The following is a 14,358-nucleotide window of genomic DNA, read 5'->3' as shown; positions in this document are numbered from 1 at the left end:
CGCGATGGCACTCTCCGACAAGGACCGCATCTTCACGAACCTCTACGGCGTGCAGGACTGGCGCCTGCCCGCCGCGCAGCGCCGCGGCAACTGGGACGGCACCAAGGCCATCCTGGAACGCGGGCGGGATGCGATCATCGAGGAGGTGAAGAATTCCGGCCTGCGCGGCCGCGGCGGCGCGGGCTTCCCGACCGGCATGAAGTGGTCCTTCATGCCGAAGCAGGCGAGCGAACGGCCGCACTACCTGGTGGTGAACGCCGACGAATCCGAGCCGGGCACCTGCAAGGACCGCGACATCATCCGCCATGATCCGCACACGCTGATCGAGGGCTGCCTGATCGCTGGCTTCGCGATGGGCGCGCATGCCGGCTACATCTACATCCGCGGCGAGTACTACAACGAGAGCGTCGTGCTGGAGGCCGCGATCGAGGAAGCCTATGCGGCGGGGCTGCTCGGCAAGAACGCTTGCGGCTCGGGCTGGGATTTCGACCTGTATGTCCATCGCGGCGCCGGCGCGTATATCTGCGGCGAAGAGACCGCGCTGATCGAGAGCCTCGAGGGCAAGAAGGGCATGCCGCGGCTGAAGCCGCCATTCCCCGCCGCCGTCGGGCTGTATGGCGCGCCGACCACGGTGAACAACGTCGAGACCATCGCGGTGGTGCCGACCATCCTGCGCCGCGGCGGCGCGTGGTTCGCGCAGTTCGGACGTCCGAAGAACTCCGGCACCAAGATCTTCTGCATCCAGGGCCATGTGAACAAGCCCTGCAACGTCGAGGAGGAGATGAGCATCCCGATGCGGGAGCTCATCGAACGCCACGCCGGCGGCGTGCGCGGCGGCTGGGACAACCTGCTCTGCGTGATCCCTGGCGGTTCTTCGACGCCGCTGCTGCCGAAGCACATCTGCGACGACGTGCTGATGGATTTCGACGCGCTGCGCGAGCACAAGTCGGGCCTCGGCACCGCGGGCGTGATCGTGATGGACAAGTCCACCGACATCGTCCGAGCCATCGCGCGCCTGTCGAAGTTCTACAAGCATGAGAGCTGCGGCCAGTGCACGCCCTGCCGCGAAGGCATGGGATGGGTCAGCCGCATGATGGAGCGGATGGTGGAAGGCCGCGCGGAAGTGGAGGAGATCGACCTCCTGGAAGAAGTCACGCGCCGCATCGAGGGCCACACGATCTGCGCGCTGGCCGATGGCGGCGTTTGGCCGGTGCAGGGGCTGATCCGGCACTACCGCCCGGTGATGGAGGAGCGCATCGCCGAGTACAAGCGGCGGCACGCGAAGCCTCTTCCGATGGCGGCGGAGTAACGCGCCATGGCGAAGGTCATCGTCGACGGCATCGAGGTGGAGGTCCCGAACGGGGCCACGGTGCTGCAGGCCTGCGAAGCCGCGGGGAAGGAGATCCCGCGCTTCTGCTACCATGAGCGGCTGAGCGTCGCCGGCAACTGCCGCATGTGCCTGGTGGAGGTGGAGAAGGCGCCGAAGCCCGTCGCCTCCTGCGCCTATCCGGTCGCGGACGGGATGGTGGTGAAGACCGACAGCCCGATGGTTCGCAATGCGCGCCGCGGCGTGATGGAATTCCTGCTGATCAACCATCCGCTCGACTGCCCGATCTGCGACCAGGGCGGCGAGTGCGACCTGCAGGACCAGGCGGTCGGCTACGGCATGGACCATTCCCGCTACAAGGAACCGAAGCGGGCGGTGAAGGACAAATACGTCGGCCCGCTGATCAAGACGATCATGACGCGCTGCATCCAGTGCACGCGCTGCGTCCGCTTCGCGTCCGAGGTTGCCGGCGTGCCGGAACTCGGCGCGACGAATCGCGGCGAGAACATGGAGATCGGGACCTATGTCGAGAAGGCGCTGACCACCGAGCTCAGCGGCAACCTGATCGACATCTGCCCGGTCGGCGCGCTGACCAGCCGTCCATACGCCTTCGTCAGCCGGCCGTGGGAGCTGCGCAAGACCGACAGCATCGACGTGCAGGACGCGACCGGCACCAACATCCGCATCGACAATCGCGGACCGGAAGTGCTGCGCATCCTGCCGCGCATCAATGACGACGTGAACGAGGAGTGGATGGCCGATCGCGGCCGCTTCTCCTTCGACGGGCTGAAGCGCAAGCGGCTCGACCAGCCCTGGCTGCGCGTGGACGGCAAGCTGCGCCCGGCGAGCTGGGCGGAGGCGTTCCGCGCCATCGCCGAGCGCATCCGCGCGACCACGCCGGACCGCATCGGCGCGGTGGCGGGCGAGCTTGCGGATGCGGAGAGCGTCTTCGCGCTGAAGGCGCTGATGACCGCGCTCGGCTCGCGCAACCTGGACTGCCGCACCGACGGCGCCGCAATCGACGCGACACGGCGCGACTTCTTCCTGTTCAACACGACCATCGCCGGCATCGACCAGGCGGATGCGCTGCTCATCATCGGCAGCGACCCGCGCAAGGAAGCGCCGGTGATCAATGCGCGCATCCGCAAGCGCCACGTGCTGGGCAAGTTCCCGATCGGGCGCATCGGCCCGGCGGGCGTGGACCTGACCTATCCGCACCATCATTTGGGCGAGGGCCCGGCGGCGCTGCGCGCGCTGCTCGACGGCTCGCACCCCTTCATGGACGTGCTGAAGGCCGCGAAGAACCCGATGGTGATCGTCGGCCGCGGCGCGCTGGCGCGGCCGGACGGGCTGCACGTGCTGGCAGCGGCGTGGCAGGTGGCGGCGGCGGCGAATGCGCTGCGGCCGGACTGGCACGGCTTCAATCTGCTGCACCTCTTCGGCGGCCAGGTTGGCGCGCTGGAGCTCGGCTTCCTGCCGGGCGCCGGCGGCAAGACGCTCGGCGGCATGCTCGGCGGCGGCGTGGACGTGCTGTGGCTGCTCGGCGCGGACGGCTTCGATCCGGCGGCGATCGGCGCGGAGACCTTCGTGATCTACCAGGGCCATCACGGCGACCGCGCGGCCTCGCGCGCCGGCCTGATCCTGCCTGGCGCCGCCTACACCGAGAAGGACGCGACCTACGTCAACACCGAGGGCCGCGCGCAGCGCGCGTGGCTTTCGGTGCATGCGCCGGGCGAGGCGCGAGAGGATTGGCGGATCGTCCGCGCAGCCGCGGAGCTGCTCGGCGTGCGCCTGCCCTTCGACACGCTGGACCAGCTGCGCGCGCGCATGGTGCAGGCCGCGCCGCAGCTCGGCGAAGGCTTCGCGCCGCGCGGCTGCGAGGACACGGCCGGCCCTGCGGGGAACGCAGCGGAGATGTCGGACGCGCCCTTCGCGCCGGCGATCACGCATTACCACCTGGCCGACCAGATCGCGCGCGCCTCCGACGTCATGGCGGAATGCGCGCGCGTCTATGGCGAAGCGCCGGCGCTCGCGGCGGAGTGACGTGATGGAAGCCTTCCTCGCAACCCCCGTCGGCGTGCTGGCGCTGACCGTCGCGCAGGCGATGGCGCTGCTGGTGCCGCTGCTGATCGGCGTCGCCTATCTCACCTGGGCCGAGCGCAAGGTCCTGGCAGCGATGCAATTGCGCAAGGGCCCGAACGTGGTCGGCCCCTTCGGCCTGCTGCAGCCCTTCGCCGATGCGATCAAGATGCTGATGAAGGAGACGATCATCCCCGCCGGGGCCAGCCGCGTGCTGTTCATCCTGGCGCCGATGATCACCTTCATGCTGGCGATGCTGGCCTGGGCGGTGATCCCGGTGAATGACGGCTGGGCGATCGCCGACATCAACGTGGGCATCCTGTACCTGTTCGCGATCAGCTCGCTCGGCGTCTACGGCATCATCATCGCGGGCTGGGCGTCGAACTCGAAATACGCCTTCCTCGGCGCGCTGCGCTCGGCGGCGCAGATGGTGTCCTACGAGGTCTCGATGGGCTTCGTGATCGTCACCGTGCTGCTCTGCGTCGGATCGCTGAACCTGACCGAGATCGTCCGCGCGCAGGCGGACATGTGGTTCATCATCCCGCTGTTTCCGATGTTCGTGATCATGTTCATCTCGGCGCTGGCCGAGACGAACCGCGCCCCCTTCGACCTGCCGGAGGGCGAGAGCGAGCTCGTCGCGGGCTTCTTCGTCGAATACAGCTCGATGAGCTTCGCGCTGTTCTTCCTAGGCGAATACGCGAACATGATCCTGATGAGCGCGCTCATCACCATCCTGTTCCTGGGTGGCTGGTACGCGCCCTTCGACATCGCGCCCTTCACCTGGATCCCCGGGCCGATGTGGTTCGTGTTCAAGATCTGCTTCTGCCTCTTCGTCTTCATCTGGGTGCGCGCGACCTTCCCGCGCTACCGCTACGACCAGCTCATGCGGCTCGGCTGGAAGGTGTTCCTGCCGTTCAGCCTGGTGTGGCTGGTCATCACCGCCGCCGCCCTCAAGCTGTTCGGCTGGCTGCCGGGCGCCGTCTGAGGAGGGACGCACATGGCCATCACCCTCGACCGCGTCGCGCGCAGCTTCCTGCTGGCGGAGCTCGTCTCCGGCATGGCGCTGACGCTGCGCTACTTCTTCCGCCCCAAGGCGACCATCCGCTACCCGTACGAGAAGACGCCGCTTTCGCCGCGCTTCAAGGGGGAGCACGCGCTGCGCCGCTATCCGAACGGCGAGGAGCGCTGCATCGCCTGCAAGCTCTGCGAGGCGATCTGTCCTGCCCAGGCCATCACCATCGAGGCCGAGCCGCGCGAGGACGGGTCCCGTCGCACCACGCGCTACGACATCGACATGGTGAAGTGCATCTACTGCGGTATGTGCGAGGAAGCCTGCCCGGTGGACGCGATCGTCGAGGGGCCGAACATGGAGTTCGCGACCGAGACGCGCGAGGAACTGCTCTACAACAAGGAGCGCCTGCTGGAGAACGGCGATCGCTGGGAAGCGGCGCTGGCCAAGCGGCTCGAGCTGGACGCGCCCTACCGATGATCGCCGCCGCCGCCTTCTACCTCTTCGCCGCGGTGCTGATCGCCGCGGCCGTGATGGTCGTGACCAGCCGCAACCCCGTGCATAGCGTGCTGTTCCTGATCCTCGCCTTCTTCAACGCCGCGGCGCTGTTCCTGCTGGCGGGCGCGGAGTTCCTGGCGATGATCCTGGTCATCGTCTATGTCGGCGCCGTCGCGGTGCTGTTCCTGTTCGTCGTGATGATGCTCGACGTGGACTTCGCCAAGCTGCGGGAGGGCTTCCAGCGCTACGCGCCGGTCGGCGGCGTGGTCGGCGCGATCCTGCTGCTGGAGCTGCTGCTGGTTTTCGGCACCTGGCAGTTCGCCTCGGACGCCGCCGGCTTCCGGCTGAACCCCGCGCCGGCGGGCGTGGACAACACCCGCGCGCTGGGTCGGATCCTCTACACGGACTTCGTCTGGCTCTTCCAGCTCTCGGGCCTGATCCTGCTGGTCGCCATGATCGGCGCGATCGTGCTGACGCTGCGCGGCAAGACCAGCACGAAGCGGCAGGACATCGCGAAGCAGGTGGCGCGCAGCGGCAGCGTGAACCTGCGCCAGCCGGCGCTCGGCGCGGGCCTCGGCGCGATCGGCATCGAGCGGCCGCCGGTGGAGCCGCCGCCCGGCGAGAAGCCCAGGCAGGTCGAGCATGCCGGCCATGGGCATGACCACGGCCATGGGGGACACCACTGAGATGATGGCCGTCGGCCTCGGGCACTACCTCACGGTCAGTGCGATCCTGCTCACCCTCGGCGTGCTCGGCATCTTCCTCAACCGGAAGAACGTCATCGTCATCCTGATGAGCGTCGAGCTGATCCTGCTCTCCGTCACGCTGAACCTCGTCGCCTTCTCGGCGACGCTCGGCGACCTGACGGGGCAGGTTTTCGCCATGCTGATCCTGACCGTCGCGGCCGCGGAGGCCGCGATCGGCCTGGCCATCGTCGTCATCTATTTCCGCAACCGCGGCACGATCGAGGTGGAGGAAATCTCCACCCTGAAGGGCTAGGCGATGTACGTCGGCGCCATCTTCTTCCCGCTGCTCGGCGCGTGCCTGGCGGGGTTTTTCGGCCGCTGGCTCGGCGACCGCGCGTCCATGTGGGTCACGGTCGCCTGCATGGCGCTGGCCGCGGCTTGCGGCCTCGGCGCCTTCGTCGAGGTGGCGCTGAACGGCCTGCCGGGCGTGGTGCCGATCGTCACCTTCATCGATGTCGGCGGCTTCGAGGTGTCCTGGGCGCTGCGCTACGACACGCTCAGCGTGGTGATGGTGGCGATGGTGACCTTCATCTCCACGCTGATCCACATCTACTCGGTTGGCTACATGTCGCATGACGCGACGGTGCCGCGCTTCTTCGCCTATCTCTCGCTCTTCACCTTCATGATGCTGATGCTGGTGACGGCGGACAACCTCGTGCAGCTCTTCTTCGGCTGGGAAGGCGTGGGCCTCGCGAGCTACCTGCTGATCGGCTACTGGTACGAGAAGGAAAGCGCAAACCGCGCGGCGATGAAGGCCTTCATCGTCAACCGCGTCGGCGACCTGTTCTTCATGCTCGGCCTGGCGCTGACCTTCTGGACTTTCCAATCGGTCGAGTTCGCCGCGATCTTCGCGGGCGTCGAGGCGGCGCGCGGCGTCACCTTCCTCGGCATGCCGGCGCTCGAGGTGATCGGCGTGCTGCTCTTCCTCGGCGCCTGCGGCAAGTCGGCGCAGCTCGGCCTGCACACCTGGCTGCCGGACGCGATGGAAGGCCCGACGCCGGTCTCCGCGCTGATCCATGCGGCGACGATGGTGACCGCGGGCGTCTTCCTGATGGCGCGCATGTCACCCGTGATGGAATACGCGCCTTTGGCCCTCGCCATCGTCACGGTGGTCGGCGCCACGACGGCCTTCGTCGCGGCGACCATCGGCTGCGTGCAGAACGACATCAAGCGCGTGATCGCCTACTCCACGATGTCGCAGCTCGGCTACATGTTCTTCGCGGCCGGCGTCGGCGTGTACCAGGCGGCGATCTTCCACCTCTTCACGCACGCCTTCTTCAAGGCGCTGCTGTTCCTCGGCGCGGGCAGCGTGATCCACGCCATGTCGGACGAGCAGGACATCCGCCGCATGGGCGGCATCTGGCGCAAGATCCCGATCACCTACGCGATGATGTGGATCGGCAGCCTGGCGCTGGCCGGCGTGCCCTTCTTCGCCGGCTACTACTCGAAGGACATGGTGCTGGAGGTCGCCTATGCGGCGCATAGCGGCGTCGGCAGCTACGCCTTCCTCATGGGCCTGCTCGCCGCCTTCCTGACGGCCTTCTACTCCTGGCGGCTCATCATCCTGACCTTCCACGGCGCGCCGCGCGCGGACCATCACGTGATGGAGCATGTGCACGAAAGCCCGCCGGTGATGCTGATTCCGCTGCTTGTGCTCGCGGCGGGTGCGGTGGTGACGGGCTTCCTGTTCTACCCGCTCTTCGTGGGCGCCCAGCAGGAGCCCTTCTGGAACGGCGCCATCTACACCGCCGCGCATAATCACGTGCTGCATGACGCGCATGAGGTGCCGGCCTGGGTGCCGCTCGCGCCGACGGTGGTCGGTCTCGCCGGCATCGCGCTCGCCTATGCGCTTTACATGTTCGCGCCGGGCATTCCCGGCCAGCTCGCAGCGCGCTTCGACGGGCTTTACCGCTTCCTGCTCAACAAGTGGTATTTCGACGAGCTCTACGACGCCATCTTCGTCCGGCCCGCTCAGTATCTCGCGCGGGCCTTCTGGAAGACCGGTGATGCGCGGCTGATCGACGGCGTGCCGAACGGCGCCGCGGATCTCGCGGTGCAGGCGGCGCGCGGGGCGGTGCGCATCCAGACCGGGCGGGTCGCGAACTACGCCTTCGCGATGATCATCGGCCTCGTCCTCTTCGTCTCCCTGCTGCTCTACGGTGCCCGATGAACGCCGCCGGCTTCCCGATCCTCAGCCTGGTCACCTTCCTGCCGCTGGCGGGCGCCTTCATCATCCTGATGGTGCGCGGCGAGGAGGCGGTGGTGGCGCGCAACGCGCGCTGGACCGCGCTTTGGACCAGCCTGATCACCTTTGCGCTCTCTTTGATCCTGTGGTTCCGCTTCGATCCCTCGACGGCCGATTTCCAGTTCGTCGAGCGCGCGGCGTGGCTGCCCGAATTCGGCGTGAACTACCACATGGGCGTGGACGGCATCTCGGTGCTGTTCGTGCTGCTCTCCACCCTGCTGACGCCGATCTGCATCCTGGCGTCGTGGGAGAGCGTGCAGACCCGCGTGCGGGATTACATGGTCGCCTTCCTCGTGCTGGAGAGCATGATGGTCGGCATGTTCTGCGCACTCGACTTCGTGGTGTTCTACATCTTCTTCGAAGCCGTGCTGATCCCGATGTTCCTGATCATCGGCGTCTGGGGCGGCGCGCGGCGCGTGTATGCCGCGTTCAAGTTCTTCCTCTACACGCTCGCGGGCTCCCTGCTGATGCTGCTGGCGATCCTGGCGGTGTGGTACCACGCCGGCACCACGGACATCCCGACGCTGATGGCCACCGCCTTCCCGCTGGCGATGCAGTTCTGGCTGTTCCTGGCCTTCTTCGTCTCCTTCGCGGTGAAGGTGCCGATGTGGCCGGTGCACACCTGGCTGCCGGATGCGCATGTGGAGGCGCCGACGGCGGGCTCTGTCATCCTGGCGGGCGTGCTGCTGAAGATGGGCGCCTACGGCTTCATCCGCTTCTCGCTGCCGATGCTGCCGCAGGCGAGCGCCGATTTCGCACCGCTGATCTTCAGCCTCTCGGTCGTGGCGGTGGTCTATACCTCCCTCGTCGCGCTTGCGCAGGAGGACATGAAGAAGCTGATCGCCTATTCCTCGGTCGCCCATATGGGCATCGTGACGCTCGGCATCTTCACCTTCACGCAGCAGGGCCTTTCCGGCGCGCTCTTCACCATGCTGTCGCACGGCGTCGTCTCCGGCGCGCTCTTCCTCTGCGTCGGCGTGCTGTATGACCGCGTGCATTCGCGCGAGATTGCGCGCTACGGCGGGGTCGCGAAGATCATGCCGGCCTATGCGCTGATCTTCATGCTGTTCACCATGGCCTCCGTCGCGCTGCCGGGCACGGCGGGCTTCCCGGGCGAGCTGCTGGTGATCGTCGGCGCGTTCAAGGTGAACCCCTGGGTCGCGCTGGGCGCGGCGCTCGGCATGATCCTGGGCGCGGCCTACATGCTCTACCTGTATCGCCGCGTCGCCTTCGGCAGGATCACGCGCGACGACCTGCGCAGCCTGCTCGATCTCAGCCCGCGCGAGTACGCGGTCTTCGCGCCGCTGATCCTGCTGACGCTGTGGATGGGCGTCTATCCCTCCTCCTTCCTGAGCTTCTTCGAGGCGAGCGTGGCCAACCTGATCGCGCGGCATGAAGCCGCGCTCGGCGCCGCGCGCCTGGCGGGGATGTGACGCCATGCTGAACTGGACCCTGGCCCTGCCGGAGATCGTGCTCGGCGTCTCCGGGCTGTTCATCCTGCTGGGTGGCGTGATCCCGAAGAAGGAGAGCTTCTTCCCCGTCTCCATGGCGGTGATCGGCGCGCTGATCCTGGCCGCGGTGCTGGTGCTGGGCCAGGGGGAGGGCACCGCCTTCCTCGGCCAGTATGTGGCGGACAATTTCTCCCGCTTCGCCAAGGTGCTGATCCTGCTCGGCGCGGCGCTCGGCCTGCTGCTCGCCCTCGACTTCAACGAGAAGGCGGGGCTCGGGCGCTTCGAGTATCCGGTGCTGATGCTCTTCGCGACGCTCGGCATGATGGTCATGGTTTCGGCCAACGACCTGATGTCGCTCTATATCGGGCTCGAGCTGCTGTCGCTGTCGCTCTATGTCATCGCGGCCTTCGACCGCGACAACCCGCGCAGCGCGGAAGCCGGACTGAAGTATTTCGTGCTCGGCGCGCTCGCCTCCGGTCTGCTGCTCTATGGCGCGTCGCTGGTATATGGCTTCGCGGGCACGACGAATTTCGACCGGCTGGCGGATGCGCTCTCGGGCGACGATGTCGGCACCGGCGTGGTCGTCGGGCTGGTCTTCGTGCTGGCGGGGCTCGCCTTCAAGGTGTCGGCCGTCCCCTTCCACATGTGGACGCCCGATGTCTACGAAGGCGCGCCGACGCCGGTGACGGCCTTCTTCGCCACAGCGCCGAAGGTCGCGGCCATCGCGCTTCTGATGCATGTGCTGATCGGGCCCTTCGGCGACCTGTCCGCGCAGTGGATGCAGGTGATCTGGGTCTGCTCGGCGGGCTCGATGATCCTCGGCGCCTTCGCGGCGATCGGGCAGCGCAACATCAAGCGGCTGATGGCCTACAGCTCCATCGGCCATGTCGGCTACGCGCTGATGGGCCTCGCGGTCGCGAACGACACCGGCTATCGCGGCGTGCTGGTCTACATGGCGATCTATGTGGTGATGAACCTCGGCACCTTTGCCGTGCTGATTGCCATGCGCCGCCGCGGCCGCGCGCTGGAGCAGGTGGAGGACCTGGCGGGCCTCGGGAAGACCGATCCGGCGATGGCGCTGTGGATGGCGGTGTTCATGTTCTCGATGGCGGGCATCCCGCCGCTCGCCGGCTTCTTCGGCAAGCTCTACGTCTTCCTCGCGGCGGTGCAGGGGGGCTTCTGGACGCTCGCCGTCATCGGCATCGTCACCAGCGTGATCGCCAGCTACTACTACCTGCGCATCGTGAAGGTGATGTATTTCGACGCAGCTCCGGACGGTGCGCTGGATGCGCGGCCGGCGAGCCTCACGGTGGTGATGGCCTCCACCGGGCTGCTCACGCTGCTGTTCTTCCTGTTCCCCGCGGCGCTGATCGGCGCGGCGCAGGTTGCCGTCGCCTCGCTCGCCGGCTGAGGGCGTGGCCGCGCTGCCGCCGGGCTGGCGGCTGCGCATCGAGGCCGAGCTTCCCTCGACCTCCGACCTGCTGCGGCGCCTCGCCGCGGCGGGAGAGCCGGAGGGGTTGGCGGTCCTGGCGCGGCGGCAGACCGCCGGGCGGGGCCGCGACGGGCGCAGCTGGCAGAGCCCGGAGGGCAACCTCTACATCTCGCTCCTGCTGCGTCCCGATGCGCCGGCCGCCGCGGCGCCGCGCTTCGCCCTGCTTGGCGGCGTCGCGCTGGCGGAGGCGCTGTCGGGCTTCATGGCCGACAGGGCGGCGATCCGGCTGAAATGGCCGAACGACCTGCTGCTCGGCGGCGCCAAGCTGGCCGGGATGCTGTGCGAGGGCGCGGCGCATGACGGGCGGATCGAGTGGATCGTGCTTGGCCTCGGCGCCAATCTCGCGGTCGCGCCGCAGCTGCCGGACCGGCCGACCACCTGCCTCGGCCAGCATGCGCCGGCGCCCGACCCGGAAGCGGCGGCAGTGGCCCTGATCCGCGCGGTGGATACCTGGCAGCGACGCATCTCGGCGGAGGGCATCCGCCCCCTGCTCGATGCATGGCAGCAACGCGGGCCGCAGCCCGGCGCGCGGTTGACGCTGCGCACCGGTGCGGGCGAAACCACCGGCCTGTACCGGGGCCTCGACGCCGACGGCGCACTGCTGCTCGAGACGGATGGGCGGACCAGGCGCTTCGCGACCGGCGAGCTCTCGGGGGGAGGAGACTGAGCCCCATGCTGCTGGCCGTGGACGCAGGCAACACCAACGTCGTCTTCGCCGTGCATGACGGCGCCGAATGGCGCGGCCGCTGGCGGATCCGCACGGATGCCGAGCGCACCTCGGACGAATACGCGGTCTGGCTGATGACGCTGCTCGGCCATTCCGGGCTGAAGCCCACGGACATCTCGCGCTGCGTGATCGGCACTGTGGTGCCGGCCGCGCTCTACAATCTGCGCCGGCTGTCCCGAGAATGGTTCCTCTGCGAGCCGCTGATCGCGCGAGCCTCGCTCGACTGGGGCTTCGACATCCGGGTGGATGCGCCGCATGAGGTGGGCGCGGACCGCCTGCTCAACGCGCTCGCCACCCACCGGCGCTATGGCGGGCCGCTGATCGTCATCGATTTCGGCACGGCGACCACCTTCGACGTGGTGGCGCGGGACGGCGCCTATCTCGGCGGCGTGATCGCGCCGGGCATCAACCTTTCGATCGAGGCGCTGCACCGCGCCGCCGCCCGCCTGCCGCGCATCGGCATCGGCCGGCCCCAGGCCGTGGTCGGGCGCAACACGGTGGCGGCCATGCAGTCCGGCATCTACTGGGGCTATGTCGGGCTGATCGAGGGGATCGTCGCCCGCATCCGAGCCGAATACGACGAGGCGGTGGATGGCCGGCTGAAGGTGATCGCCACGGGCGGCCTCGCGCCGCTCTTCGCGGAAGGCACCACCATCATCGAGACGACGGACCCGGACACGACCCTCGATGGCCTCCGGCTGTTGGCGGAGCGCAACCCCGCCCCCACATTGACCCGCGTAGCGCGCCGAGACGACAGCCTCGCCTGACGCCGCGATCGACGCACCCGACCCGACGAATCCCGACCTGATCAAGAAAACGGAACAACAATGACCGGAGACCTGGCCTTCATCCCGCTCGGCGGGACGGGGGAGATCGGCCTCAACCTGAATGTCTATCGCTGCGATGGGCAGCTTCTCGCGGTGGATTGCGGGCTCGGCTTCGGCGGGCCGGAACACCCGGAGGTGGATGTGATGGTGCCCGATGCCGGCTGGCTGGCCGCGCGGCGCGACCGGCTGGCCGGGCTGGTGATCACCCACGCCCATGAGGACCATGTGGGCGCGGTGGCGCATCTCTGGCCGGCGCTGCGCTGCCCGATCCATGCGGGCCCCTTCGTCTCGGCCGTGCTGCGGCGGAAGCTGGGCGAGGCGGGGCTGCTGACCCAGGTGGAGATCATCACCCAGCCGCTCGGCGGGCGCTGGACGGTCGGGCCCTTCGACCTCGAATTCCTGCGCGTCGCGCATTCCGTGCCGGAGGCGCAGGCGCTGGCGATCCGTACGAAATACGGCACGGTGCTGCACACCGGCGACTGGAAGCTCGACCCCAACCCGCTGATCGGCCCGCCGACCGACGAGGCCGCCTTCGCGCGCCTCGGCGAGGAAGGCGTGCTGGCCATGGTCTGCGACAGCACCAACGCCCTGGTGGAGGGCCATTCGGGCAGCGAGGCGGAGGTGCGGCGCAACCTGGCCGCGCTGATCAAGGGCCTGAAGGGCCGGGTCGCCGTCACCTGCTTCGCCACCAACATCGCCCGCGTGGAAAGCATCGCCATGGCCGCGCGCGCGGCGGGGCGTCAGGTGGCGCTGTTCGGCCGGTCCTTGCGCAACGCCGAGGCCGCGGCGCGCGAATGCGGCTATCTGCGCGACATCCCGCCCTTCCTGACCGAGGAGCAGTCGGCCGACGTGCCGGACAACCGCCTGGTGCTGGTCTGCACCGGCAGCCAGGGCGAGCCGCGCAGCGCCATGGCCAAGATCGCCGCCGACACCCACCCCCATGTCTCGCTGGGGGAGGGGGACACGGTGATCTTCTCCTCCCGCATGATCCCGGGGAACGAGCGCGCGATCCTGCGCATCCAGGACGAGCTGAGCCGGGCCGGCGTCGAGGTGATGACCGCCGACGACCACATGGTGCATGTCTCCGGCCATCCGGCGCGGGACGAGCTGAAGCGGCTCTATCAGCTCGTGAAGCCGAAATACGCCGTGCCGGTGCATGGCGAGTGGCGGCACATGAACGAGCACGCGAACCTGGCCGAGACGCTGGGCGCGGACGCCTATGTGATCGAGGACGGGGACGTGCTGCGCCTCGGGCCCGGCACGCCGGACATCGTCGAGAGCGTGCCGGTCGGGCGACTGGCCGTGGATGGCGACCGGCTGCTGCCGCTGGATGGCGACGTGCTCGCCGCGCGGAAGAAGATGCTGTTCAACGGCGTGGTCATCGCCTCGCTTGCGGTGGACGGGGCAGGGCGGATGCTCGGCCAACCGCAGGTCTCGGCGCCCGGCCTGTTCGACGGCACGGATGACGAGCCGGCGCAGATCGCCGCCGACCTGGCGCGCGCCGTGATCGAGCTGCCGGCGCCGATGAAGCGGGAGGACGGCGCGCTGCGGGAAGCGGCGCGGACGGCCGTGCGCCGCGCCCTCGGCCGGCGGCTGCGCAAGCGGCCGAGCGTCGAGGTGCATCTGCTGAGGGTTTAGCGCCGGGGAATTCCCGGCGAATCGGGGCTGCCGTCATGGACTGGTTCACGGGAATCGTCGTGTATCTGCTGATCTGGTGGACGGCGCTCTTCGCCGTGCTGCCGATCGGCACCAGGCCAGTGGAGGAGCCGGACCCGGAGGCCGGGGGCTGGCGCGGCGCGCCGACGCAACCTCATCTGCTGCGCAAGATCATCGGGACGACGGTGCTGGCGACGGTGCTGTGGTTCGGCGCCTATGCGCTGATCGAGTCCGACCTGATCAGCTTCCGCGATGGCTGGCTGGCCTATCAGGGACCGTCGGGCCGGTAGCCTGGGACCCG

Annotated in this window: 13 protein-coding genes; all 13 read left to right on the top strand. The window is 68.5% G+C overall.

Annotated elements, in window-relative coordinates:
* Positions 1–4 precede the first annotated feature (4 nt).
* Genes nuoF through DFH01_RS21530 form a run of 13 tightly spaced genes read left to right on the top strand, consistent with a single transcriptional unit; the run spans position 5 to position 14,347 of the window.
* Positions 5–1,309: an NADH-quinone oxidoreductase subunit NuoF gene (nuoF, locus tag DFH01_RS21590; RefSeq protein WP_109872581.1), complete on the top strand. Its 1,305-nt coding sequence runs from the start codon at positions 5–7 to the stop codon at positions 1,307–1,309.
* Between the two features lie 6 nt (positions 1,310–1,315).
* Positions 1,316–3,370: an NADH-quinone oxidoreductase subunit NuoG gene (nuoG, locus tag DFH01_RS21585; protein ID WP_109872580.1), complete on the top strand. Its 2,055-nt coding sequence runs from the start codon at positions 1,316–1,318 to the stop codon at positions 3,368–3,370.
* A 1-nt stretch (position 3,371) separates the two neighbouring features.
* Positions 3,372–4,391 carry an NADH-quinone oxidoreductase subunit NuoH gene (nuoH, locus tag DFH01_RS21580; protein ID WP_442899721.1) on the top strand — a complete coding sequence of 340 codons (1,020 nt, stop codon included), beginning with the start codon at positions 3,372–3,374 and terminating at the stop codon, positions 4,389–4,391.
* Positions 4,392–4,403: 12 nt separating this feature from the next.
* Complete coding sequence (nuoI, locus tag DFH01_RS21575) at positions 4,404–4,895, top strand: NADH-quinone oxidoreductase subunit NuoI (protein ID WP_109872579.1); 492 nt, start codon at positions 4,404–4,406, stop codon at positions 4,893–4,895.
* Positions 4,892–5,599, top strand: coding sequence for an NADH-quinone oxidoreductase subunit J (locus DFH01_RS21570; RefSeq protein ID WP_109872578.1), 708 nt, complete (start codon positions 4,892–4,894; stop codon positions 5,597–5,599). The genes nuoI and DFH01_RS21570 overlap by 4 nt, the downstream gene beginning before the upstream one ends.
* A gap of 1 nt (position 5,600) precedes the next feature.
* Positions 5,601–5,912, top strand: coding sequence for an NADH-quinone oxidoreductase subunit NuoK (gene nuoK / locus DFH01_RS21565; RefSeq protein WP_199231368.1), 312 nt, complete (start codon positions 5,601–5,603; stop codon positions 5,910–5,912).
* A gap of 3 nt (positions 5,913–5,915) precedes the next feature.
* The gene (nuoL, locus tag DFH01_RS21560) at positions 5,916–7,829 is read left to right on the top strand and encodes an NADH-quinone oxidoreductase subunit L (protein ID WP_109872577.1); all 1,914 of its coding nucleotides are present in this window, start codon (positions 5,916–5,918) and stop codon (positions 7,827–7,829) included.
* Positions 7,826–9,337, top strand: coding sequence for an NADH-quinone oxidoreductase subunit M (locus DFH01_RS21555; protein ID WP_109872576.1), 1,512 nt, complete (start codon positions 7,826–7,828; stop codon positions 9,335–9,337). Before nuoL ends, DFH01_RS21555 begins: the two co-directional genes overlap by 4 nt.
* Positions 9,338–9,344: 7 nt before the next feature.
* Positions 9,345–10,766, top strand: coding sequence for an NADH-quinone oxidoreductase subunit NuoN (gene nuoN / locus DFH01_RS21550; RefSeq protein WP_442899725.1), 1,422 nt, complete (start codon positions 9,345–9,347; stop codon positions 10,764–10,766).
* Between the two features lie 4 nt (positions 10,767–10,770).
* Positions 10,771–11,514 carry a biotin--[acetyl-CoA-carboxylase] ligase gene (locus DFH01_RS21545; protein WP_233256227.1) on the top strand — a complete coding sequence of 248 codons (744 nt, stop codon included), beginning with the start codon at positions 10,771–10,773 and terminating at the stop codon, positions 11,512–11,514.
* 5 nt (positions 11,515–11,519) lie between these two features.
* The gene (locus tag DFH01_RS21540; protein WP_109872575.1) at positions 11,520–12,341 is read left to right on the top strand and encodes a type III pantothenate kinase; all 822 of its coding nucleotides are present in this window, start codon (positions 11,520–11,522) and stop codon (positions 12,339–12,341) included.
* Positions 12,342–12,401: 60 nt separating this feature from the next.
* Positions 12,402–14,039: a ribonuclease J gene (locus DFH01_RS21535; protein ID WP_109872574.1), complete on the top strand. Its 1,638-nt coding sequence runs from the start codon at positions 12,402–12,404 to the stop codon at positions 14,037–14,039.
* Positions 14,040–14,074: 35 nt separating this feature from the next.
* The gene (locus tag DFH01_RS21530; RefSeq protein WP_109872573.1) at positions 14,075–14,347 is read left to right on the top strand and encodes a DUF1467 family protein; all 273 of its coding nucleotides are present in this window, start codon (positions 14,075–14,077) and stop codon (positions 14,345–14,347) included.
* Positions 14,348–14,358: the final 11 nt, after the last annotated feature.

Source organism: Falsiroseomonas bella (assembly GCF_003173615.1).
Classification (GTDB): domain Bacteria; phylum Pseudomonadota; class Alphaproteobacteria; order Acetobacterales; family Acetobacteraceae; genus Falsiroseomonas; species Falsiroseomonas bella.
The sequence above is the reverse complement of the archived record's forward strand: the minus strand, read 5'-3'. Positions and strand labels throughout refer to the sequence as shown.

Bases quoted from the DNA above. Each gene is read 5' to 3' on its own strand.
- nuoF (WP_109872581.1), top strand. From the start codon at position 5: ATGGCACTCTCCGACAAGGACCGCATCTTCACGAACCTCTACGGCGTG.
- nuoG (WP_109872580.1), top strand. From the start codon at position 1,316: ATGGCGAAGGTCATCGTCGACGGCATCGAGGTGGAGGTCCCGAACGGG.
- nuoI (WP_109872579.1), top strand. From the start codon at position 4,404: ATGGCCATCACCCTCGACCGCGTCGCGCGCAGCTTCCTGCTGGCGGAG.
- DFH01_RS21570 (WP_109872578.1), top strand. From the start codon at position 4,892: ATGATCGCCGCCGCCGCCTTCTACCTCTTCGCCGCGGTGCTGATCGCC.
- nuoK (WP_199231368.1), top strand. From the start codon at position 5,601: ATGATGGCCGTCGGCCTCGGGCACTACCTCACGGTCAGTGCGATCCTG.
- nuoL (WP_109872577.1), top strand. From the start codon at position 5,916: ATGTACGTCGGCGCCATCTTCTTCCCGCTGCTCGGCGCGTGCCTGGCG.
- DFH01_RS21555 (WP_109872576.1), top strand. From the start codon at position 7,826: ATGAACGCCGCCGGCTTCCCGATCCTCAGCCTGGTCACCTTCCTGCCG.
- DFH01_RS21540 (WP_109872575.1), top strand. From the start codon at position 11,520: ATGCTGCTGGCCGTGGACGCAGGCAACACCAACGTCGTCTTCGCCGTG.
- DFH01_RS21535 (WP_109872574.1), top strand. From the start codon at position 12,402: ATGACCGGAGACCTGGCCTTCATCCCGCTCGGCGGGACGGGGGAGATC.
- DFH01_RS21530 (WP_109872573.1), top strand. From the start codon at position 14,075: ATGGACTGGTTCACGGGAATCGTCGTGTATCTGCTGATCTGGTGGACG.